Source organism: Vibrio sp. Y2-5, assembly GCF_014596725.1.
Taxonomy (GTDB): Bacteria; Pseudomonadota; Gammaproteobacteria; order Enterobacterales; family Vibrionaceae; genus Vibrio.
Genome location: NZ_JACVEG010000002.1, coordinates 430,004 through 451,185, shown reverse-complemented (window position 1 = coordinate 451,185; position 21,182 = coordinate 430,004). Strand labels below are relative to the sequence as shown.

The 21,182-nt window shown below is 44.5% G+C and carries 20 protein-coding genes; 8 read left to right on the top strand and 12 right to left on the bottom strand.

What is annotated here, in order from left to right:
• Window positions 1-72: 72 nt before the first annotated feature.
• The 4 genes from HUO09_RS07105 to HUO09_RS07090 are packed head-to-tail and all read right to left on the bottom strand — an operon-like array spanning window position 73 to window position 4,150.
• Entirely contained in the window at window positions 73-987 is a 915-nt protein-coding gene (locus tag HUO09_RS07105; protein WP_188233477.1) for a L,D-transpeptidase family protein, read from the bottom strand.
• A complete protein-coding gene (gene phrB, locus HUO09_RS07100; protein WP_188233476.1) occupies window positions 977-2,404 on the bottom strand; it encodes a deoxyribodipyrimidine photo-lyase in 1,428 nt (475 codons plus the stop codon). Before phrB ends, HUO09_RS07105 begins: the two co-directional genes overlap by 11 nt.
• Entirely contained in the window at window positions 2,404-3,207 is an 804-nt protein-coding gene (locus tag HUO09_RS07095; protein WP_188233475.1) for a MerR family transcriptional regulator, read from the bottom strand. Before HUO09_RS07095 ends, phrB begins: the two co-directional genes overlap by 1 nt.
• Window positions 3,197-4,150 (bottom strand): DUF523 and DUF1722 domain-containing protein, encoded by a 954-nt coding sequence (locus tag HUO09_RS07090; protein WP_167413717.1) that lies wholly within the window; start codon window positions 4,148-4,150, stop codon window positions 3,197-3,199. The genes HUO09_RS07095 and HUO09_RS07090 overlap by 11 nt, the downstream gene beginning before the upstream one ends.
• A 329-nt stretch (window positions 4,151-4,479) precedes the next feature.
• Here HUO09_RS07090 and deoD point away from each other — a divergent pair, with 329 nt between their 5' ends.
• The 6 genes from deoD to HUO09_RS07060 all read left to right on the top strand — a co-directional run bounded on the left by deoD (window position 4,480) and on the right by HUO09_RS07060 (window position 11,807).
• Window positions 4,480-5,190, top strand: a complete 711-nt coding sequence (deoD, locus tag HUO09_RS07085) for a purine-nucleoside phosphorylase (protein WP_042479622.1) — start codon at window positions 4,480-4,482, stop codon at window positions 5,188-5,190.
• 68 nt (window positions 5,191-5,258) lie between these two features.
• Window positions 5,259-6,728 (top strand): IS1 family transposase, encoded by a 1,470-nt coding sequence (locus HUO09_RS07080; RefSeq protein WP_188233474.1) that lies wholly within the window; start codon window positions 5,259-5,261, stop codon window positions 6,726-6,728.
• 176 nt (window positions 6,729-6,904) lie between these two features.
• Entirely contained in the window at window positions 6,905-8,368 is a 1,464-nt protein-coding gene (locus HUO09_RS07075; protein ID WP_188233783.1) for a hypothetical protein, read from the top strand.
• A 3-nt stretch (window positions 8,369-8,371) separates the two neighbouring features.
• A complete protein-coding gene (locus HUO09_RS07070) occupies window positions 8,372-9,949 on the top strand; it encodes a GGDEF domain-containing protein (protein ID WP_188233473.1) in 1,578 nt (525 codons plus the stop codon).
• Between the two features lie 347 nt (window positions 9,950-10,296).
• A complete protein-coding gene (locus HUO09_RS07065) occupies window positions 10,297-10,677 on the top strand; it encodes a DUF3302 domain-containing protein (RefSeq protein WP_167412152.1) in 381 nt (126 codons plus the stop codon).
• Window positions 10,677-11,807 (top strand): HlyD family secretion protein, encoded by a 1,131-nt coding sequence (locus HUO09_RS07060; protein WP_167412151.1) that lies wholly within the window; start codon window positions 10,677-10,679, stop codon window positions 11,805-11,807. Before HUO09_RS07065 ends, HUO09_RS07060 begins: the two co-directional genes overlap by 1 nt.
• 174 nt (window positions 11,808-11,981) lie before the next feature.
• Here the strand turns inward: HUO09_RS07060 and murP are convergent, their stop codons facing one another.
• Window positions 11,982-13,427 carry a PTS N-acetylmuramic acid transporter subunit IIBC gene (gene murP, locus HUO09_RS07055; RefSeq protein WP_167412150.1) on the bottom strand — a complete coding sequence of 482 codons (1,446 nt, stop codon included), beginning with the start codon at window positions 13,425-13,427 and terminating at the stop codon, window positions 11,982-11,984.
• 27 nt (window positions 13,428-13,454) lie between these two features.
• Entirely contained in the window at window positions 13,455-14,357 is a 903-nt protein-coding gene (murQ, locus tag HUO09_RS07050) for an N-acetylmuramic acid 6-phosphate etherase (protein WP_188233472.1), read from the bottom strand.
• 238 nt (window positions 14,358-14,595) lie between these two features.
• Between murQ and HUO09_RS07045 the strand changes: the two genes are divergently transcribed.
• Window positions 14,596-15,444: a MurR/RpiR family transcriptional regulator gene (locus tag HUO09_RS07045; RefSeq protein ID WP_167412148.1), complete on the top strand. Its 849-nt coding sequence runs from the start codon at window positions 14,596-14,598 to the stop codon at window positions 15,442-15,444.
• A gap of 3 nt (window positions 15,445-15,447) precedes the next feature.
• Here the strand turns inward: HUO09_RS07045 and cyaB are convergent, their stop codons facing one another.
• The gene (gene cyaB / locus HUO09_RS07040; RefSeq protein ID WP_188233471.1) at window positions 15,448-16,011 is read right to left on the bottom strand and encodes a class IV adenylate cyclase; all 564 of its coding nucleotides are present in this window, start codon (window positions 16,009-16,011) and stop codon (window positions 15,448-15,450) included.
• A 74-nt stretch (window positions 16,012-16,085) separates the two neighbouring features.
• Complete coding sequence (locus HUO09_RS07035; RefSeq protein ID WP_188233470.1) at window positions 16,086-16,997, bottom strand: LysR family transcriptional regulator; 912 nt, start codon at window positions 16,995-16,997, stop codon at window positions 16,086-16,088.
• A gap of 97 nt (window positions 16,998-17,094) precedes the next feature.
• On the opposite strand from HUO09_RS07035, the gene HUO09_RS07030 reads away from it, so the two are divergent.
• Window positions 17,095-18,003 carry a DMT family transporter gene (locus HUO09_RS07030; protein WP_188233469.1) on the top strand — a complete coding sequence of 303 codons (909 nt, stop codon included), beginning with the start codon at window positions 17,095-17,097 and terminating at the stop codon, window positions 18,001-18,003.
• A gap of 21 nt (window positions 18,004-18,024) precedes the next feature.
• On the opposite strand, the gene HUO09_RS07025 is transcribed toward HUO09_RS07030, so the two are convergent.
• The 4 genes from HUO09_RS07025 to modA all read right to left on the bottom strand — a co-directional run bounded on the left by HUO09_RS07025 (window position 18,025) and on the right by modA (window position 21,171).
• Window positions 18,025-18,531: a GNAT family N-acetyltransferase gene (locus HUO09_RS07025; RefSeq protein ID WP_188233468.1), complete on the bottom strand. Its 507-nt coding sequence runs from the start codon at window positions 18,529-18,531 to the stop codon at window positions 18,025-18,027.
• A 74-nt stretch (window positions 18,532-18,605) separates the two neighbouring features.
• Window positions 18,606-19,685 carry a molybdenum ABC transporter ATP-binding protein gene (gene modC / locus HUO09_RS07020; RefSeq protein ID WP_188233467.1) on the bottom strand — a complete coding sequence of 360 codons (1,080 nt, stop codon included), beginning with the start codon at window positions 19,683-19,685 and terminating at the stop codon, window positions 18,606-18,608.
• A 6-nt stretch (window positions 19,686-19,691) separates the two neighbouring features.
• Complete coding sequence (gene modB, locus HUO09_RS07015) at window positions 19,692-20,369, bottom strand: molybdate ABC transporter permease subunit (RefSeq protein ID WP_188233466.1); 678 nt, start codon at window positions 20,367-20,369, stop codon at window positions 19,692-19,694.
• Window positions 20,370-20,406: 37 nt separating this feature from the next.
• A complete protein-coding gene (gene modA, locus HUO09_RS07010; RefSeq protein WP_188233465.1) occupies window positions 20,407-21,171 on the bottom strand; it encodes a molybdate ABC transporter substrate-binding protein in 765 nt (254 codons plus the stop codon).
• Window positions 21,172-21,182: the final 11 nt, after the last annotated feature.

Sequence of the window (21,182 nt, the reverse complement as noted above, 5' to 3'; positions counted from 1 at the left end):
ACGCAGATCAAAAAGCCGCCTCGTCAGGCGGCTTTTTCGTATTCAAAATTCACTAATTAAACGGAACTCAGTTTAATCAAATTCTGGCGCAACCACTTCAACGGGAACGCCATTTTGTGCCAGTATCACCGCTTTTGCTTTCACTTCTGACTTATCAAACTCATCCAGCCACCATTTTAGCTCTACTGGCAAAACGAGATCTTTCTTGCTGCCGTCGCTGCGAGTCAGTGGTTCATGCGCTTCAACAAAAACGCTTCTGTCTGGTTCCAATGCCACTTTGACTGGTTCGTCAATGATGCGAACTTTTTCGCCCCGCTCAACTTGGTGAAACAACCACTCGATGTCTTTCGGTTCCATACGAATACAACCAGAGCTCACACGTAAACCAATGCCAAAATCTTTATTGGTACCATGGATCAGGTAGTCACCATCACCAAATGCAAGGCGAAGAGCGTATTCACCTAATGGGTTCTCTGGACCTGAAGGGACAACTTTTGGCAGTTCTACGCCTTTTTGCAGATACTCTTTTCGAATAGAGTCCGGAGGCGTCCACGTTGGATTTGGTCGTTTCTGGCTGATCTTGGTTTCCATCTCAGGCGTATCACGACCGATTCGACCGATACCTACTGGGAAAATATGTACCTTTTTCTCTTCAGGTTTGAAGTAGTAAAGACGCAGCTCAGCAAGATTCACCACAATGCCTTCATAAGGCACCATAGGCAAAATGATTTGCGACGGTATCGTAAGTACATAACCTTCTTGCGGAAGGAAAGGGTCAACACCTTTATTCGCAGCCATCAAGCCTAGAAAACCAATGTCATACTGCTTGGCGATTTGCGCTAAGGTCTCGCCTTTTTCAACCACATGGTATTGGGCATTTCCCACCATGCTGCTTCCTTCCATCGGAAAGTCATAAGTGGCTGCTAACACCTTTGTCATAAAACTGGACGCCACTATGCAACCAATGACCAATAACTTACGCAACATGTATCTCTTTATCCCTTGCCTGCTTATACATGTCTAAGGTTACTTCTCTTTCCGCTTTATGATCAACTATTGGCGAAGGATATAACACCGAGTTTACACCCGCCCACAACCACGGGGCGTGAATATATTTGTCGGGTACCGAACTCAACTCCGGAATCCAGTGACGAATGAATGCTCCGCTGCTGTCAAATTTCTCACTTTGAGTAATAGGATTGAAGATTCGAAAATACGGCTGACCATCACACCCCGTTGATGCACACCACTGCCAGCCGCCATTGTTTGCGGCGTAGTCACCATCAATAAGCTTGCTCATAAAATAGCGTTCGCCCCAACGCCAGTCGATATGCAGGTCTTTGGTCAGAAAGCTTGCAACTATCATTCGTAAGCGGTTATGCATCCACCCCGTTTGATTCAACTGTCTCATTGCCGCATCCACAATGGGGTAGCCCGTTTCTCCCCGACACCAACGTTCAAAATGGTCATGCTCCTGCCACCATTTCACATAACGTCCCCAGAACAGGAAGTCTTTTCCTTTGCACAACTTAGGCTCAAAAGTAAGTAAGTGCTGATAAAACTCGCGCCAAATCAGTTCACTCAGCCATGTTTGAGCGCCTTGAGACAAAAAGTCCATTTTAGATTTAGCGTAAAGCCTTGCCATACATTGCCTTGCCGACAACGCACCTATTGCTAAATAAGGAGACAAACTGCTGGTGCCCGCTATGGCAGGGAAATCTCGTTGTTCATGGTAACTGTCCATACGCTCTTGGCAGAATGATCTCAATTGAGCTCGAATCGGTTCAAAATCGGCTTCCCAGCCAGAACTGTTTTCTCTTGGATAGCTGAATAACTGCTGTTGGTTCCAAACCAAAGGTTGCACTGCTTTCGCTAACGTAACTTTTACAGCCCTTTGAGTAGCAGAAATGATGGGTACGCCAGCAACAGAGAGCCACGCTTTTTTAAAAGGTGTGAAAACTTTGAAATATTGGCCTTGTTTATTGAGCAAGCTTCCAGCTGGAATGATGCATTTGTCGTGATACGACTGCCATCCTATACCTTGTTGCGCTAATGCGGATTGAGCTTGTTTATCTCGCGCCTGCTCATTCACTTCGTAATCTTGATTGACGAAGACTTCGCTCGCTTCACACAGCTTCGCTATCTCAACAATGCTGTTTGCCGATTGCTCAAAATCACTCACTTCCTTATATAGCAAAGGAATATTAAGCGCTTTAAGCTCTTGTTGAAGCGCACTTAGACGACGATAGATAAGATCTGCCTGGCGAGGAGCCATATGGTGTTGATGCCATTGCTCAGGTGTGGCGATAAAGACAGCGGTGACAGGGTCCCCGCTCGCAATTGCACAATTAAGGGCCGTATTATCAACGGCTCTTAAATCTCGACGTAACCAAACAAGTTTCACTAATCCAGTCCATTGAGTGTTTGCAGCACATCAGACAGATAGCACTGATCGTTAAATTGCTTACGCAACTTACCAATCGCAGTCATCTGAGCGTCTGCCAGTGATTTATGTGAGAACAATGCCAGTGCACTGTATGCTTCTACGGCTTCACTACCCACCAACCCTGAGACATCATCGACACCATCAAGAAACGTCACATTGTAGCCCTTCTCAGACCATGTAACCGCCCAAAGCCAAGCGAGCAAACTGCCAACCGGATCATAACTGACACATAAGCATTTACCCTTATGAGCCGCTTTATTTTCTGCTTCCAGAATCGATGAAAGCTTACTGATCATCAGAGATTGAAACAGACCTTTTTGTAGAGAGCGCAAAGGGCCTTTCACTCGCTCTAAGGCATCAATCACCGGAAACGCAAACTGGCTCTCAACGATGTCCAATGGATACTCTTTCATCACCGTAGCGATGATGTTTTCGGACTTACCTCGGTTAAGTTGAGAGAGTGCTGTAAGTAATTGCTCACACTCTTCAAGTTGTACATGACTCTCCGCCTGTAAATCATCAGTAACAACGCCACCTTTCAGTAACTCACTGACTTTGCCTATGGATACACCTTTCGCCAGCCATCCTTGAATCTCTTTAATGCTATCGATATTTTCTTGGTTAAATAAACGATGGCCTTTTTCCGTTCTTTGCGGCTGAACCAAATTGTATCTGCGTTGCCAAGCCCTTAGTGTTACAGGCTTAACTCCGGTTAATTCTGCTACTTCGCGAATAGCGTATAGCTTTTGTTCATAAGCCATAGCGTAACTTTAACTCCTGTGGATATGGGTCCAGATAGCGCTGCTGCATCAGGTATGAATCTGGATATAACGTCAAATAATGCTTAATCAGGGTAATGGGTGCGAGCAGCGGCAACATACCCTTTCTGTAGTCATGAATCACTTCTGAGAGTTCTTTTTTCTGAGACTTATCGAGCGAGCGTTTAAAATAGCCCTGAAGATGCATCAACACATTAGTGTGATTCTTTCTGCTGGCTCTGATTTTCAAAGCTTGCATCAAACCCAAACGGTATGACTCAATAAATTCTTCGGGTGCGTAGTTTGCCACATTTGCCACTAACCTTCCCAACTCACGATAAGACATCGGGTGATGAGCCATCAACGTAAGCTTATAGCGAGAGTGGAATGACACGACTTTACCGGCTGTAGGTTCTTTGCCCAGAGTCTGATAGAAATCATGCAGACAATAAACACGCGTAATAAAGTTTTCCTTTAATACCGCATCATTGAGCCTTCCGTCTTCTTCTACTGGAAGCCAAGGCATTTTTTCCATCAACACTTGTGTATAAAGCCCAACGCCACTCTTTTCCGCTTCGTGGGCTTTGTACACTTTAACTTTTTCCATGCCACAAGAAGGCGACTTCGCACAGACAATGTAACCGCACAAATGCATATCCATCAGTTGGTTTATTTTCTGCTCAGAATATTGCAGCAAACCCGCAGTATGGTCTTTGGTTGGATCTTTGGTTTCAACCAGAGAAATACGTTCTTCATTGGAGATTAAGCGTATTGGTGGGCGCGGCACAGGCAACCCCATCCCTACTTCAGGGCACACGGGAACAAATTCGAAATAAGGCGCGAGTTCTTTGTTAACAAATTGACTGGCTTTATGACCGGAATCAAAACGAACGTTCTGTCCAAGAACACAAGCACTAATGCCCAACAAAATCGGTGAATCAGCCATATCGCACCCTCTACTTCTCAAATGAACATTAACAATTATACAAAAGAAAACTTTGTATAATTTATAGCACATTTGAAACTAGTTATACAATTTTAAAATTCGTACAAATAAAGCCAACGTTTTCCTGTATCGATTGCTCTATCAGTTTCAACATTTTTGGTTATCAACCATCAATCAATGCACCACGCTCGCTTTTTTTGTGACCAAAATCGCAAGAAACCCAGTTATTACTCACTAACATTGCCTCAACAGACAAATCCTCAGTCAACAGAATTAGTAATTTGACATACAATACTGTTTAATTGGCTGAACATTTTTGGAGAACAATTATGGCAACCCCACACATTAACGCACAACCTGGTGATTTCGCTGAAACAGTACTGATGCCTGGTGACCCGCTTCGTGCAAAATTTATCGCGGATACTTACCTTGAAGATGTGAAACAAGTGTGTGACGTACGTAATATGTTCGGTTACACCGGTACCTATAAAGGCAAAAAAGTTTCTGTTATGGGTCACGGTATGGGTATTCCGTCATGCTGTATCTACGTTCACGAATTGATTGCTGAATACGGTGTGAAAAACGTAATTCGTGTCGGTAGCTGTGGTGCTGTACGTGACGACGTTAAACTGATGGACGTTGTTATCGGTATGGGCGCATCTACTGACTCTAAAGTTAACCGTATCCGCTTTAGTAACCATGACTTCGCGGCCATTGCTGATTTCGATCTACTAGAAGCAGCGGTTGCTCAAGCTCGAGCTCAAAACGTATCGGTTAAAGTAGGTAACATTTTCTCTGCAGACCTGTTCTACACTCCTGAGCCAGAAATTTTCGAGAAGATGAAAAAACTGGGCATCCTAGGTGTTGATATGGAAGCAGCAGGTATCTACGGTGTAGCAGCGGATCTGGGCGCTCGCGCTCTGACCATCCTAACCGTTTCTGATCACATTCTACGTGGTGAAAAACTCAGTGCGGAAGAACGTCAAAAATCTTTCCATGAAATGATGCAAGTGGCGCTTGAAACTGCAATTACCATGTAATTCGAAATTTACTCTAGGGTTGCCAAGTAGCGCGCTTGGCAATCCCAAAAATTACCGAGGGGGAGATCGTGTCGACCGACCAATTACCTGCGGACGCTGATGGCTTGCAGCTCAACTTTTGTAAAACATTGGCGTGTGACAACTTTGGTTTGAGTGATGCAGAACGGTATGTTTTGCAGCGCGCAAATCCTAAGCGTCCAACGATGGTTTGTCGTGAGTGCGGTGCTTTCCCCCCCTTACTTAACAATAAAGAAGTTCTCAACGAACTGGTTCGGTTACGTCAGCTTCACAGCGACGGCTTGCCTGCCTGTCGTAATCTTGACTGCGAAAACTCTGGGCTTTCTGTCCATACACACAAACATCTCTATCATGCCTTCGGCTACAGTGGCGATCGTCAGCGATATCGCTGCAAATCTTGTCACTCTACTTTTGTTGATAAATGGTCTGGTGCGAACAAAAAACTCTTGTTCCAAGAATCCTTGTTCGGGTTACTTTTCATGGGTTATTCGGTTAGAGAAATCTGCCGCAAACTGAGCATCAACCCGAAAACCTTTTATGATCATATTGAACATATCGCCAGTCGCTGTCGCAGAAAACTCGCAATGATCGATGCGCGTTGGGTTAACCACGCCAGCAGTTTTCAGTTCTCCTCTCACTACATGTCATTACAACCTAAAAGTAATAATGGCGTACTCTGGATTGCGACAGGAGATGCGAACACAGGCTATATACTGTGCCAACATGTCAACTATTCGGCAAAAGAAGAGCCGGTAGGATCGCTAGATCACAACCCGTATGAGTATCCTGCCCGTTTCGTTTCACGAGAGCACTCTTCGGAAGCGAATTCACCGCAACCAGAGCCATCACCTATTTTGAGAGAGCGTATTGACCAGCAATATCAAACCATACTAGCTCGCGGTAATGTTGAAGACCCAATGGGGAATCTTTCCACTTTTAACTACCCGTCAAAAGGGGCTTTGATTCGCCCACCTTACACCTCATACGCACATTACCTACATGTGTTGGACATGTGCGATATAAACAAACACGTATCGATATTCATGCCTCAGGATCCAATTCTTCGCTCGGCAGCTTTAAGCGTTTGCCTATCGAGAATTCGCCGTCAAAACGTTGACTTAATGTATGTAGAAGAGGATGCAAACTGGCAAGACACGCAATCTTTTGACAAAGTTGATATCGTTCTTATGGGGTGGTGGAGAGATCGATGGGCAATTGCACATCAAGATAATGGCTCTAAAGGTATCTGCTACCTTGCTGGTGCCAATCCACAACCAGAAGCTTGGTTGCAAAAGGCTTCGATAAAACAGACTGAGTTTTATCAACAACGTTTTCAATTACTGTTTGAGTCTTTCATCAACGAACCAAGACGCAAATTACGTCCGGGCGGTCTTCAGCCGTTACTTGATATTTACCGAGCTTGGCACAATCTATGCTATCAAGATAAACATGGAAATACTGCCGCACAAAACCTAGGATTAACTCAGAAACCTTTGACCTTAAAAGAGCTTTTGTCCTAAGTGATTAGCCGCGGAGTGTGAGGAAGCACAAATTTATACATGAGCAAAATCATAAACATTTCCGTTCTGCCGCGTAATTAGTGCTAAATGGCATCGATACTCAAACGACTCATCACGCACAAGTGGCAACACATTGAAAGATGTCATGTGAGTCGTACAGCTAGGAAGTAATGGATTTGGATCAAAGCCAATACCTTTTATTATCAGACCTTAAACAGCTTAAACTCCGCATCGAGTCTGAGCCTGCGGAAGTATTGGCTGTCGCAGAAAATGCCCTTACTCAAGCCAAACAATCCATGTTTCACGATGGCATTATCCTAGCTCTGATTATTATGTCTCGCTGCGCCTGGTGTGAAATGGACTACCGCCGAGGCTTAAAGTACATCAAAGAAGCATATCAATATCAAAATAGCCTCGACACTGATGAGTTTCTTCCTGAGATCCTCCATATTCACGCCCTCCAATACTGGGGACAGGCCAAATACTATACTGCCCAACAATTTTGGATTAACGCTTTAGAGCAATCGGCATTGGTCGACGAAATTGAAGTGTTGATAGAAAGCCTGATTGGAATAGGCAATATTTGGCGTATTACAAAGCAATATGATCAAGCGTGTGCAACCCACCAGCTTGCAGCCAAAGTGGCACATAACGTCGATATTTCATGGTTGGAAGGAAAAGCCCGCATCTTATGGGCATGGGATCTGTACTTGCTTGAGCAATACGTCGATATGCTCACTGTTCTTGATGGTGCTGACGAAGCTCTTATTGGCCATCATGATAAAACATGGCAGGCAGAAGTTTGGGATTTCCGAGGATTAGCCCTTTTAGGGCTAGAACGCATCGAAGATGCTCAGTTAGCAACACAAAAGGCACACAAGTTAGCCGTCGCTCATAACTTATCTTGGATGAAAGCCCACTCTTACATCAGCCGGGCAAGAATCGAGTTACTGAGAAAAAATTTAGCTCAAGCTGCACAGTTGCTTATCTCTGCAGAAGAAACCGCACGTAACTTCGATAATGGTGAGCTGCTGTCGCAAATTTGCTATCAACAATCTCTCGTTGCAGAAGAGAGCGGCGATGACCAAACAGCTCTGGAAGCATTTAAAAAGTATCGTAAGTACTCGTTACAAATGCTGCATGAGCAGACGATGAGACTTGGCTCAGATAAAGCCCGAACATCAAAACGACAACTCGATCAGCGAGCGATAAAACTCCTCAATCGAATTCGAAACCAACATGATTTCCACACAGAGAAACATCTGTCGAATGTCGTTCCAGAGAATTACTGGTGGGAACAGATGGTGCTGCACAAAGTTGATTTGATGAACTCCTCCTACTCTGTTATTTCTATCCACCATATCAATCCTCTGTTTTTGGATGTCTGTACTGAACTCGTTCATGCACTTTGTAGTTCTAAAGATCTCCTTTCAAGGTTAAGCACCAATTATCTGGGACTCCTGGTCAACGAACGTGGTGAAGCAGCACAACATATGTTTGAAGTACTAGAAAAGATGATTGAAATTTATCCTTGGGAGCGCAGAAAATTGCATGGGCCTCTTCCTGATGCGACTCTTCATACTATCGTCAGCTTCCCATTTACCCTCGAACTGCTTGAAAGCATGAGCTGGGAGGAATAGTTAATGGAAGCACTACTCAATAAAGTTCAAGAAGCTGGGCTAGACGCGACATCGGTAAACGGCCAAGAGGCCATTGTCTTCTGGAATAAAGTTCGTAGAACGATTGCTTCCACCAATGAAGAAAAAGCGATCTGTTTTATTGTTAGCGCAGAGTTCCATGCTGAAATGCGCCAAATCGAAAACAGTATCAGTGAGCTAAGATCTGCACTCAACTTGTTAGATTCCGAGAACGCAGAACTTATTCTGTCGGTTAAAAACAGTCTTGCGGAGCTTCTGATTGAAAATGGCGATTACGCCGAAGCGCTGCAAGAACACATTTCTTCTTCGGGGTTGGCCGTCGAGTACCGTTACATCGACGACTATGTACTTGCGATTCTGGGTATGGGCAATTTGTGTGACGCTTATGGTGATCACCGCAGGGCAATGAGTTACTACCTCAAAATCGATAGCCTTGATCACGCTATCAGTAGTCGCTCTCTGAGGCTACGATACAAACTTTACATGCTTGCCTGCTATGTGAACCTCGGTCGATTTGGTGAAGCCGATGAACTGGTTAAAGAGTGTGAAGAGCTCAGTATTCTTGTCAGCGACAAAATTCTTGCCGGGCAAACCATCTTGTACGAAGCCAAGATATATCGTCACCAAGGTGAGATAGAGCAAGCACTCCGCACTTTGTCGATGGTCCAGTTTTCTCCGGGCAATATTCATTCATACTGGCTTGCCAATATGGTTCGGGTTGAGCGCGCAAAATGTTTTCTAGAATTGGGCAAACCCGAACTGTCCAATATGCTGTTATTTGCCACAGAAAAGCGTCTGAAACGGTTCCCTTCTCCGGTGCTAGAAAAAGGTTTATATAAAACCTTCAGTCGCATATTCGAACGTCAAGGTCTCTATAAAGAAGCGTTACGTTATGAGCGTGAAGCGTTTAATATTGAGTCAGATCTAATACAAAAAATTCCAATCGCTGAATTAGGGGCAACGCAATTGCGCCGTTTATCACGATTTGAACTCCAATTAAAATTGATCGTGTCAGAACTTGAGAACCAAGAGCTGAAAGAGACCACAGAACAACACAAAAATACGGTTGCGCGTCTGCAACAAGACGTCTTCACCGATCCTCTCACTAAACTGCATAACCGCCGTTGGCTGGACGGAAAGCTCAAAGAGCTTCTCCACAACGAAACTCCGTTTGCTTTCTTGGTGGTGGATATCGACCACTTTAAATCCATCAATGATGAACTTAGTCATCTTGTCGGTGACAAAGCAATAGTCAGTGTCTCAAGTGAATTGGCAGAGCACTTTAGTTTCCCGCATGCTTCATGTGTTCGCTATGGCGGTGAAGAGTTCTTGGTCATTCTTGAAAACATGACTTTAGAGCAAGCACAGGCCGCTGCCGAAGAGTTCCGTGAACGCATCTTCAAATACCACTGGCAGGATATCTTAGGTGAACGAGGATTAACTGTTAGCATTGGAATTACATTAAGCAAAGAAGGTGAAAACACACAAAGAACCTTCTATCGTGCAGATAAAGCCTTGTATCGAGCAAAAGCGAATGGGCGAAACCAAGTCTGTTCAGAGTAGTTTTTCAAATTAGCTAAGAATCTTTATTCTTAGCGTAATGTGACTATGTTTTATATCGATATATCACCTAAATTCGAATAATTTCACACTCAACAGATAGTTAGCAGTAACTTAGATGCAAATAGAAGTATGCAACTGAGTTAATTCGCAAGTAGAATACTTGCTACGGCATAAAAGAAAAACGTACTACGCTTTAATAGGCGAAAACAGTGCTCATCCACGGTTTTCTCATAGCTATGTGACTTTTCTGAGTCACCAACTGTGCATTATTCATTTGGCTGTGATTTTACGTGGTAAGAAGTTTGTTATTCACGACTATAAGTATTCAATTTATATAGGACCACTCTATGTTTTTAGATTATTTTGCCCTAGGTATGTTGGTATTTGTGAGTTTGGTGATTTTCTACGGCATCATCGTCATCCATGACATTCCGTACGAAATCGCCAAAGAGCGCAATCACCCTCACCAAGATGCCATTCACGTGGCAGGCTGGGTTAGCCTGTTTACTCTTCACATTTTGTGGCCGTTCTTATGGATTTGGGCAACACTATGGCGTGAAGATCGCGGCTGGGGATTCCATAAGCTTCAAGAAGAAACGCATGATATCCATGTGCGTGTCGACGAATTGACCCAACAAGTAGCCATGCTAAAAAGTGAAATCGCAAAACTAAGTCAAAGCCAAGCTCCAGAAGCTTCTGAGACATCTAAAGAAGAGGAGCAAAAATAATGGATTTGTTACTTATTCTGACTTACACCGCTATTTGTATTGCCATTTTTAAAGTATTCAAAATTCCTCTGAACAAGTGGTCAGTGCCAACGGCCGTATTAGGTGGCGTGGTACTTATTGGTACTCTGATTCTTCTTATGAACTATAACCACCCATTTACTGCTATCGGTGGTCAAGCCTATAGCACAACACCTATCGTATCGGGTGTTCGCGGCAAGGTTATTGAAGTTGACGTGATTCCAAACCAGCCTCTCAAGAGAGGCGATGTATTGTTCAAAATTGACCCTACTCCGTTCCAAGCTGAAGTAATACGTAAAGAAGCTGCGGTTGCAGAAGCACAACAACAAGTCCTGCAGTTAGAGTCGGTTTATAAAGAAGCGGTATCAAATACCACTGAAGCAGAAGCGGCTCGCGACAAAGCGAAAAGAGAGTATCAACGCTATGAAAAAGGCTTTAAACGTGGTGCATTTACCGCACAACAAGTTGATACAACCAAGCAGGCCTACAAAGGTGCTCAAGCAGCTCTAGAAGCGGCTCAAGCCAGTCAGGAGTCTGCTCGCCTAGCGTATGAGTCTGAGATTAACGGTGAAAACACAACCGTTGCTCGTGTTCAAGCAGAACTGGTCCAAGCACAATTCAACTTAGAGCAAACTGTTGTAACCGCTCCTACTGATGGCTTTGTTACTCAACTGGCGCTACGTCCGGGTATGATGGCTGTACCGCTACCTTTAGCTCCAGTAATGACGTTCGTGCACTCAGAAGATGTTTATTTCTATGGAGCTTTCCGTCAAAACTCCATGCAGCGTTTGAAATCGGGTTTCGAAGCTGAATTCGTATTTAGATCGATTCCGGGTAAAGTGTTCAAAGGCGAAGTGGTTGATATCATCCCAGCAATTGCTGAAGGCCAAGTACAGGCGAGAGGTTCTCTGTTAGGTACTCAGTCAATCAATACCCAAGGCCGAGTGATGGTTAAACTGAGACTCACTGATGATATGAGTGAATACCATCTACCACTAGGTTCAAGCGCCGAAATCGCGGTGTATTCCGATAGCTTTGAGCATGTGTCTATCATGCGTAAAGTGCTTATCCGCATGAAGAGCTGGCAAAACTACCTATACCTAGACCATTAATTCTCCGCTCAAGCGGGACATTCAAATAGATAGAAGCGGCTTCGGCCGCTTCTTTTTTATCGTAACTATTAACCACGTTTACAGTGTAAAACCGTCGGTTGATGATGGTTAATTAAAAAAACGCCTCTGATTTCTCAAAGGCGTCGCCATTTCATTCCTATAGGGGTGAATGAATCAGCTTAAATCGATGTCTTTGCTACCGAAGAAGTAAGTGCTCAGGAAGCCGACAATGTAAGAGATAACCAAACCAGTTACGAACACCATCATGCCTGTGAATATGCCGTGATGAGAGGTCATCAGAGGAATCGCGACAATACCGGATGGACCAAATACAGTGTTTAAACCAACAGGTAATCCTAAATAAGAGACCAAACCAATGAAGAAGCCACCAGCCGCACCACCAATACATGCGGTGACAAATGGTTTCACTCGAGGCAGTGTCACACCGTAAATCAATGGTTCACCGATACCCAAGATACCCGGAATAATGGCGCCTTTAATCTGAGTGCGTAGTACCGCTTCTTTCTTCGCTTTGACATAAAGAGCCAGTGCTGCACCAACCTGACCGCCACCCGCCATTGCTAGAATTGGGAACAGAGAGTTAAAACCTTGTGCTTCCATCAGTGCGAAATAGACAGGAACAAAGCCTTGGTGAATACCAAACACAACTGATATCAGGAACAGACCCGCCAAGATTGCAGCGCCAAGTGGGTTGTCATTAAGGTTAAGGAACAACCAAGACATTCCTTTAAATAGCTCACCACCAATTGGCATGATCACCACATAAGTCACCACACCCATGATAAGCAGAGTCACCACAGAAGTTAGGATCATATCCAAATCATCAGGCATATAACGACGAACTCTGCGTTCAACCTGCGCACCAATAATCGCAGCAAGAAGAACACCGATGATATTGCCGCGTGGGTCGATGGTGTAGCCGAAGAATTCACTCATTCCCGAGTAAATGCCAGAAGTCGCTTCTGGGTTATAACCGAGCACAAATAGTGAAGCGAGAATGGCACCATTCACGCCTGAACCACCGAATGCTTGTTGAGCGTTGTAGCCAATAAGAATACTTAGGAAAGCAAACAGACCTTTACCAAACACCTTCATATAGGCAATCAAGTCGACCATAAACAGGCTAGGCTCTTGCCCTATAACGAAGATTTGCTCAAGTAGAGTCGCAAAACCTAGTAGCAAACCAGCCGCAATGAAGCCGGGGATCAGTGGAGTAAAAATAGTCGCAAATTTGCTGAGAAAACGTTGCACTGAACTGGTTTGTTTACTTTTAACTTGTTTCTTCTGCTCTGCGGCGATAGAGGAAAGGTCTTGGTTGGCCGGAGCCTCATCGCCACCAGTTAAACTGTCGATCAACTGATTCATTAAATCAGCCGCTTGTTGTGCTTTCCCAGGGCCAAGGATGATTTGGAACTGCTCATCACTTTCCACCACACCAAGTACGCCCGGAATTTGTTTAATCGCAGCTTGCTCAGCAACAGAATTATTTGCCAGAGTCAAACGAAGACGGGTCATACAGTTGCCGCATTTGCTGACATTACTGCTGCCACCCACCGCAGAGAGGATCTGCGATATCATTGTTTCGGTAATCTTTGCCATAAAAGAGTCCTTAATTAGCAGAGAAGATTATTTATCGTTAAGTGCAGCGCGAATAAAACCCTTGTGCTGCTGAAGTTTGGCGGCTGCCTGTTCGGCATCCAGCCCTGAAAGAATCATTAGAATGGCGGTTTTACAGTGACGACCACATTCGTTGAGTGCTAGTTCTGCTTCTTCACTCGATGCGCCTGTCGCTTCCACCACAATGTTGGTTTGGCGTTGAATGAGTTTGGCGTTGGTGGCTTCAACATCCACCATAAGGTTGCCAAACACTTTACCGCTGCGAATCATCGCGCCCGTTGTCAGCATATTCAGTACCAGCTTTTGCGCTGTGCCCGCCTTCATGCGAGACGAACCTGTCACCACTTCCGCACCAACAATCGGAAGAATTGCAATTTGCGCCGCGTCTGCCATTGCACACACAGGGTTACACGCCACAGATACCGTGGTGGCTCCAACTTGTGTCGCGTACTCTAAACCACCCAATACATAAGGCGTACGCCCACTTGCAGCGATACCAACCACCACATCTTTATTGGTTAAGTTCAGCGCTTTTAAATCACTTTGTGCCAAATCTCGGTTGTCTTCTGCGTTTTCTACCGCTTTCAGAATCGCTTGATGACCGCCAGCAATCAGACCGACGACCATATCTGGAGACGTGCCATAAGTGGGAGGGCATTCACTGGCATCCAAAATACCCAAGCGTCCTGAAGTGCCCGCGCCCATGTAGATCAGTCTGCCGCCTTGGGCAAATGCTGCTGCAATCGCATCTACAGCTTGAGCAATCTGAGGAAGCACAGCTTCTACTGCCAACGCAACTTTTTGGTCTTCTTGGTTGATCACTTTCAACATTTCTGTGGTTGAAAGGGTATCAATCTCGGCGCTTGCTGGATTACGGCTTTCAGTGGTCAAACGACTTAAATCAATTTTCATTCAGTATTACTCACTAGGTTTATCTGACGGCGATTCTATGGAATAAAATATTCCTTTAAGGTGACAAAAATCACAGTTAAGGTTATTCTTTAGCCTCTGAAACTGTGGAATAATGGCTGTCAGAACAATGCTTAATTGTTATTGTTGCAGAAAATATTTACATAAAAACATAAAGATATCATCAAGCAGTATTATTTCTGACTTGGAATAATTTATTCAAAATAATTGAGTTTATGTTATGTCCGTAAGCAATAAAATCATCGCTAAACGCAGTCAGCTTTCTCAAAGTGGTCGTCAGGTTGCAGATTGGATTGTTGAAAATGCCGCAAAAGCTGCATATATGACAAGCCAAGAACTGGCTCAAGAAGCACAAGTGAGCCAATCAACGATCGTTAAATTCACTCAGCGCTTAGGTTTCAAAGGATACAGTGAATTTAAGCTAGCACTATCTGAAGACATTGGTCGTAAGCAGGCAATCTCATCAACACCACTGCACAGCGGAATATTTGCCGATGACCCTCTTGCAGTGATTGCTCAGAAGCTGATCAAAGCCAAAACCGATGCGATGTTTCAAACCACAAATGCCCTCTCTTTTGATGCTTGTAATCAGGCAGTACAGTGGCTGAGTGATGCTCGCACCGTTCAAATTGTCGGTATTGGTGGATCGGCACTGACGGCGAAAGATCTCGGCTATAAGCTTTTAAAATTGGGGATCACAGCGATAACCGAACAAGACAGCCATGTTCAAATTGCGGTTGCTCGAACCCTGACTGAAAAAGATGTGCAGATAGCTATCTCTTTTTCTGGGGAGCGCAAAGAAATATTGGTCGCAGCAGAAGCAGCTAAAGAACAAGGCGCGACAGTAATAGCGCTGAGCTCACCGAATAAAAGTCGCCTACGTCAGATAGCAGATATCACCTTTGATACCATTGCAGATGAGGTGGAGAACCGAAGCTCTGCTATTGCATCGAGAAGCGCCCAAAACGTGATTACTGACCTGCTGTTTATCTATCTGGTGCAACTACGTGATGACAGCGCCAGAGAGTTAATCAGCAATATTTCTTCTGATATTCGTCAGATTCTTTGATCGCTATGTCGAAGGGTTTACAGACTTAGCTACAAACATTTGCTTGTAAGACTTGAACTCCAAGTCGCTTTCGGTAAGCCCAAACTGACTGGCTAAGTTCAGCAGTTCACCACGGTAGGTTTCGAGCTTGCTTTTATCATCCGTCATGATGGCAAATTCAGCGAAGTCACCAATACCGTCCAATGAATCGACAGTAATGTGAAAATCGCCCACAAAGTAAATGCTGCGCGTCTTCATCGCCTTCAAGCTGACACGATAACCTAGATTTTGTAGCATGCTCTTCGCGTTGTCGGCATCGGTTATATTGGTCGCTTCACATCGGTCTGCTTCAGGGCCTTTGACTATCCATAACTTGATACCTGACGGCTCCATAGTACGAATACATAAGCTTTTGTTCTGGGCTTGGAGCGTATTGTCAGGCGTATCGAAATACCAGTCTCTCTCGCTGTTGTCTTCAAGCATGACTTCATGAGGAAGGTACTTGAGCGTTTCAAGAAACCCCATTTTCGACGCAATTCTGAACTTCAACTCAACTTCGTATTTACCTTTAAAGTGTTCACTACTCATTAGAAATACATCTTTGATAAAAGAAACCATTCTAGCACTTAACCTAGGCGGTAAAGTACACAGCTATAGGCTTTTTAGGTACTTAGCCTGTGCTGAAGATAATCAACCAACACTTTTAACTGATTTGGAATGAATCGGGACTGTGGGTATTGCGCCACAATTTGTCCTTGATAGCGACTGAGTATTTCCCACTCAGGAAACAGTTCTACCACTGCCCCAGACTGAACTAGTTTAGCGATTGAGAACTGAGGAAATATCGAAATCCCCATTCCTCGAAGTACTGCATCTTTACGAATATGGGTATGATTGACCGCCAATCGACCATCTACCGTCACACTGCGGATTTCTTGGTCTTTACGAAACTCCCACTTACGGTCAAAGACGGACTCACCCAAACGAATACATTGATAATCTACCAACTCTTCCGGTTCAGACGGGTAACCATATTCGTTTAAATACTCTGTACTAGCACACAAAACCAAACGGTTTGAACCTAACACTTTAGCAACCAAGCCTTCTACAGGCTTTTCTGTAATGTGGATGATCATATCCACTTCATGCCCGACAGGGTCAATGAAATGGTCTTCGACAATAAAGTGCACCGTTACTTTCGGGTATTGCTGAAGAAAATCCAAAATGATGGGCGAAAGAACTTGGCTGGAAAAGGCCCTTGGAGCCGCGATTCGAATTTCTCCAGAGACGTCATCCTGTGAGGAATAGGCAGCATCGGTTGCTAAGCGCGCAGATTTGAGCATGTCGACACACAAACTGTGAATCTGCTCTCCTGAAGTACTTAAACGCATATTGCGAGTCGTGCGTTCAAGCAGCTTTTTGTTGAGAGAACTCTCCAATTTAGCAATAGAACGACTCACCGAAGATGGTGCCACGCCTAGCCTTTCTGCGGCTTTTGAAAAGCTTCCCTCTTCAATCACTACGACAAAAATCGCCATCTCTGGCAACAAGGTAATAAGCTTATTCGTGTCCATAACGCAAAAATCCTTTGCATATCTCCATATTGTTCCAAATAACGTACTAGTGGATAGTGATTGAGTCAAATTAGAACGATTTTAGAAGGAAGAAAACATGTCTAGCATAGCCATTAAAACGAGAATATCGTTGGTCACCCTGCCGGAGCTTTTGCTACTGATGGTTGCTATCGTTTGGGGAACCAGTTATGGCTTAACCAAAACTGCCATCGCCTATACCAGTATCTCAATGTTTATTGCTATCCGATTCGGGCTTACTGGTTTTTTATTGCTTCCATTAGCTTTAAAAGATTTTAAGCAAGGCAAGAACAGGGACTGGAACGTTGCGCTACCGACAGGTGTTATCTTGGCGCTGATTTTCTTCTTCGAAGTGTACGGCGTTTCCCAAACAACTGCGTCGAATGCTGCCTTTCTTATCAGTTTAAATGTGATATTTACGGCCTTGGTCGATAGCCTGCTGAGCAAAAACAAACCGAGCCAAAGCCTACTGTTGTTATCGGTGATCAGTACCGTTGGTGTACTTCTTCTTACATACCATCAAGATTTGGGTATATCACTCAATAGTGGCGATCTCTGCATTCTCACTGCCGCCGCTTTGAGGGCTTTAATGGTGACCATGACCAAGAAACTTACTGATAAAAAGCAGATAACCAATACCACATTAACTTGCATACAAGCATTCGCAGTGGCGGTAAGTGCTTATTTGGTTGGAAGCTTGATAGCGCAAGAACCGTTGTCTCAAATCCCGACGACTAATGAATTTTGGCTTGTCACTGCGTTTTTGGTTTTGTTTTGTACTCTGTTTGCGTTCTACGCGCAAAACTATGCGGTGAGGAAGATATCGCCGACAAAAGCCTCATTGCTGATGGGCAGTGAACCACTGTTTGGCGCACTCTTCTCGATGATGTGGTTAAACGAAACTCTAACCAATATCCAATGGATAGGCGCAGCTATTTTGCTGTTTTCAGTATTGGCAGCATCCGTCAACAAACCCAATAAGGTATAAAGCGTAAAGCTGTCTCTCTCGCTATACACGCTGGGACATTCTGATCAGATCCCAGTTTTTTCCTTTGAAAAAACGCAAGCCACTGATCGTTTCATAAGGCTTAAAGCCAAGCTTTTCGTAGCAAGAGATAGCAGACTGATTGTGAGCGAAAACCGCTAAAAAGAGTGATTGCGGCTCCTCTGCCATTTTGGCTTTGGCGATGACCAACTCAAGCATTGTGGTCGCATAACCTTTCCCTCGGCATGTCGGGTGTATAAAAACTCGGCATAACCTTTGTTCACAAGCCGACACTTTAAAAAGCTCAATAAAGCCCACTATCTCGTCATTCACTACAAATAAAAACGGTGATGGTGCAGCTTGCCCATAATGCATTTCAAGTTGTTCAATAGTTAACGGGTATTCGAACTGAGGTCCACCCCACAGGTAATTTAGCTCGTCCGAATCAATCCAATCAATCAGTAATGGATAGTGCTGGGGCACAAATTCAATCAGTTTGGCGTTTAGGTCATGTAGCTGTTCTGTTTCCATTTTGCGTTCTTAGTCTGTATTCCATATCAACCCTACACTATTAGAGTCCAAACAAAATGCAAGCTGAACAGACATCAAGAAAGCGCGACCGATTTCACTAACGCCCAGACTTTTAAACCTTGGCTTAGGTTAAGTTCATACAGTGATTTAAGGGTAATTTTGGACAGCAGTCGTTGATGATTTTCAAGCTCTAACACCACCAGCGCCTGACCATCCTCTGTGAGAGTGGTCTGAATGTCTAAAATAGTTGCGCAAAAACGGTTTAGTACAGTGGAAAATTTAGGTTCTTCCAAAGAAAGCCCTACATCGGATGCCAAAATTCGGCAACGATAGGTTACGCCCTGCTCCGCAATATATCCTACAGCCCAGATGGTTAAGCCGTCACAATCCAGCTCAGTCATCCGATTTTCATACATTGCAATAACTTTGGTATCAAACACACTGCCAATTTCATCACCAAATAATCCGTCGAATTTCGGGTCAGATAGGATGCTGTGCGCGTCGCCACTTGCCACTATCGAACCGTTATCAAACAGCACAATGTGGTCAGCCAATCGAGCCAATTCTTGCATCGAATGTGTGACATAGAGAATGGGTAAATCCAGCTCACGATGCAGACGTTCAAGGTAAGGCAAAAACTCCTGCTTTCGTGCTTGATCCAAAGCTGAAAGCGGTTCATCCATCAACAATAACTTGGGGCTTGTCAAAAGCGCCCGCCCAATTGCGACACGTTGCTTTTCCCCCCCAGATAACTGAGCGGGGTAACGTTTCAGTAATGACGTAATACCTAATAATTCAGTAACTTCATCAAAGTTTACGTGCTGCTTATTTGCGGAAATGCGTTTAGCCCCAAACAGCAAGTTGGCCTCAACAGTTAAATGAGGAAACAACCCAGGCTCTTGAAACACATAACCTAAATCACGTTTATGAGTGGAAACAAATTGCTGGGTATCGCTGTTTTGCCACTCCTCGCCGGCTACAGAGACTTTCCCCTGTTCCAGTTTTTCCAGACCCGCAATGGCTCTTAAACAGGTTGTTTTTCCGCATCCCGAATGACCAAAAAAAACAGTAATGCCGCGTGCTGGTAATATCAGATTGGCGTCTAAACTGAAATCCGCATAACGAATACTTAACTCAGCATTGATGTACGCCATAAGCCGCTACCCCAGCCTTTGCTGATGCTTTTGATTTAACCAATGAATCATCAGCAGAGCCACAAAGGAAAAAGCGACCAAACCACCAGATAGGATATGCGCATTGAGATATTCCAATGCCTCAACATTGTTATATATTTCAACCGACATAACGCGAGTCTGTCCGGGAATATTTCCGCCTATCATCAGCACCACGCCAAATTCACCCAGAGTATGGCAAAACCCCATGATCGCGGCGGAAAATACGCCTGGCCAAGCAAGGGGCAAGGTAACATTAAAAAAGGTATCAAGAGGTGAAGCGCGAAGCGTTGCGGCCACTTCCATCGGTCTTCGCCCAATGGCGAGAAAAGAATTCTTGAGCGGCTGAATAACAAAAGGAAACGAATGCAAGGTACAGGCGATAGCAATGCCTGTGAACGTAAAAGGCAGTTGAGCTACGCCAAGCTGATTCAACGTTCTACCTACCCAACCAATGGGACCAAGCAGCAACAATAAGTAAAAGCCCAGAACCGTTGGGGGCAAAACTAAGGGAAGCAGTAATACCGCTTCTACAACCCCTTTCACTCGCGAAGTTGAATGACAAAGCCACCACGCAATCGGTACGCCAATCAACAGCAGTGTCACCATCACTACAAAAGCCAGTTTTAGTGTGGTTGTGATGACAAGGGTATCAATAACTAACATAGCGCGCTTCCTCTAGCTTCAACGCCAAATCTTCTGGCTACTGCAAGTAACCAAAACTAGAGACAATTTTCTGTGCCCGCTCACTTGAGTAATACTCCAGAAACGCGTCAATAGCCGCTTTATCAATACCGGATTTGAGCGTTACCGCTGCCTGTTCAATCGCCTCATAGTCCGAGACTGGAACTTCCCACACTGAACCACCAATATACTGACCGTTTTTAAACACTTGAGATTTCGCCACCATGCCTAATTGCGCGTTGCCAGTAGAGAGAAATTGATAGGTAGGATTCAAACCTTTACCCATCACGATTTTCGGCGTCATACTCTCCCATAACCCCATTTTGCTTAGCGCTTGCTGAGCGGCCAAACCATAAGGTGCTAACTTAGGGTCGGCAATAGCGAAGTGGTTGTAATCACCCAACAACATATGCTCTTTCACGTCATAGTTAGCCTCTTTTGACCAGAGCACCAATACGCCTCTCGCATAAACAAACTGCTCAAACCCCAACCCTTGATTGACTAACTTTTCTGGTCGGGCTGTGTCGGCTGCAAAAAACAAATCAAACGGTGCGCCATTGATGATTTGCGCATATAGTTGCCCCGAGGAACCCGTGCTGACACTCAGTTGATAACCAGACACTTTCGCAAAGTCATCCACCAGCATTTGAATTGGACCGTAGAAGTTATTAGCAACCGCTAACGTGCCATCTTCGGCTTGAACAGTCATAGAACTCATCATCAAGCCAATCAAACCTATTAAATACAGCGAAACACGCACGGTCACGAGATGAAATCCCTTCATTTTTTATCCTC

Bases quoted from the DNA above. Each gene is read 5' to 3' on its own strand.
- HUO09_RS07025 (WP_188233468.1), bottom strand. From the start codon at position 18,531: ATGGAAACAGAACAGCTACATGACCTAAACGCCAAACTGATTGAATTT.
- HUO09_RS07060 (WP_167412151.1), top strand. From the start codon at position 10,677: ATGGATTTGTTACTTATTCTGACTTACACCGCTATTTGTATTGCCATT.
- HUO09_RS07105 (WP_188233477.1), bottom strand. From the start codon at position 987: ATGTTGCGTAAGTTATTGGTCATTGGTTGCATAGTGGCGTCCAGTTTT.
- HUO09_RS07070 (WP_188233473.1), top strand. From the start codon at position 8,372: ATGGAAGCACTACTCAATAAAGTTCAAGAAGCTGGGCTAGACGCGACA.
- HUO09_RS07065 (WP_167412152.1), top strand. From the start codon at position 10,297: ATGTTTTTAGATTATTTTGCCCTAGGTATGTTGGTATTTGTGAGTTTG.
- HUO09_RS07090 (WP_167413717.1), bottom strand. From the start codon at position 4,150: ATGGCTGATTCACCGATTTTGTTGGGCATTAGTGCTTGTGTTCTTGGA.
- HUO09_RS07045 (WP_167412148.1), top strand. From the start codon at position 14,596: ATGTCCGTAAGCAATAAAATCATCGCTAAACGCAGTCAGCTTTCTCAA.
- modB (WP_188233466.1), bottom strand. From the start codon at position 20,369: ATGTTAGTTATTGATACCCTTGTCATCACAACCACACTAAAACTGGCT.
- deoD (WP_042479622.1), top strand. From the start codon at position 4,480: ATGGCAACCCCACACATTAACGCACAACCTGGTGATTTCGCTGAAACA.
- murP (WP_167412150.1), bottom strand. From the start codon at position 13,427: ATGGCAAAGATTACCGAAACAATGATATCGCAGATCCTCTCTGCGGTG.
- HUO09_RS07035 (WP_188233470.1), bottom strand. From the start codon at position 16,997: ATGGACACGAATAAGCTTATTACCTTGTTGCCAGAGATGGCGATTTTT.
- cyaB (WP_188233471.1), bottom strand. From the start codon at position 16,011: ATGAGTAGTGAACACTTTAAAGGTAAATACGAAGTTGAGTTGAAGTTC.
- modA (WP_188233465.1), bottom strand. From the start codon at position 21,171: ATGAAGGGATTTCATCTCGTGACCGTGCGTGTTTCGCTGTATTTAATA.
- modC (WP_188233467.1), bottom strand. From the start codon at position 19,685: ATGGCGTACATCAATGCTGAGTTAAGTATTCGTTATGCGGATTTCAGT.
- HUO09_RS07095 (WP_188233475.1), bottom strand. From the start codon at position 3,207: ATGGCTTATGAACAAAAGCTATACGCTATTCGCGAAGTAGCAGAATTA.
- HUO09_RS07030 (WP_188233469.1), top strand. From the start codon at position 17,095: ATGTCTAGCATAGCCATTAAAACGAGAATATCGTTGGTCACCCTGCCG.
- murQ (WP_188233472.1), bottom strand. From the start codon at position 14,357: ATGAAAATTGATTTAAGTCGTTTGACCACTGAAAGCCGTAATCCAGCA.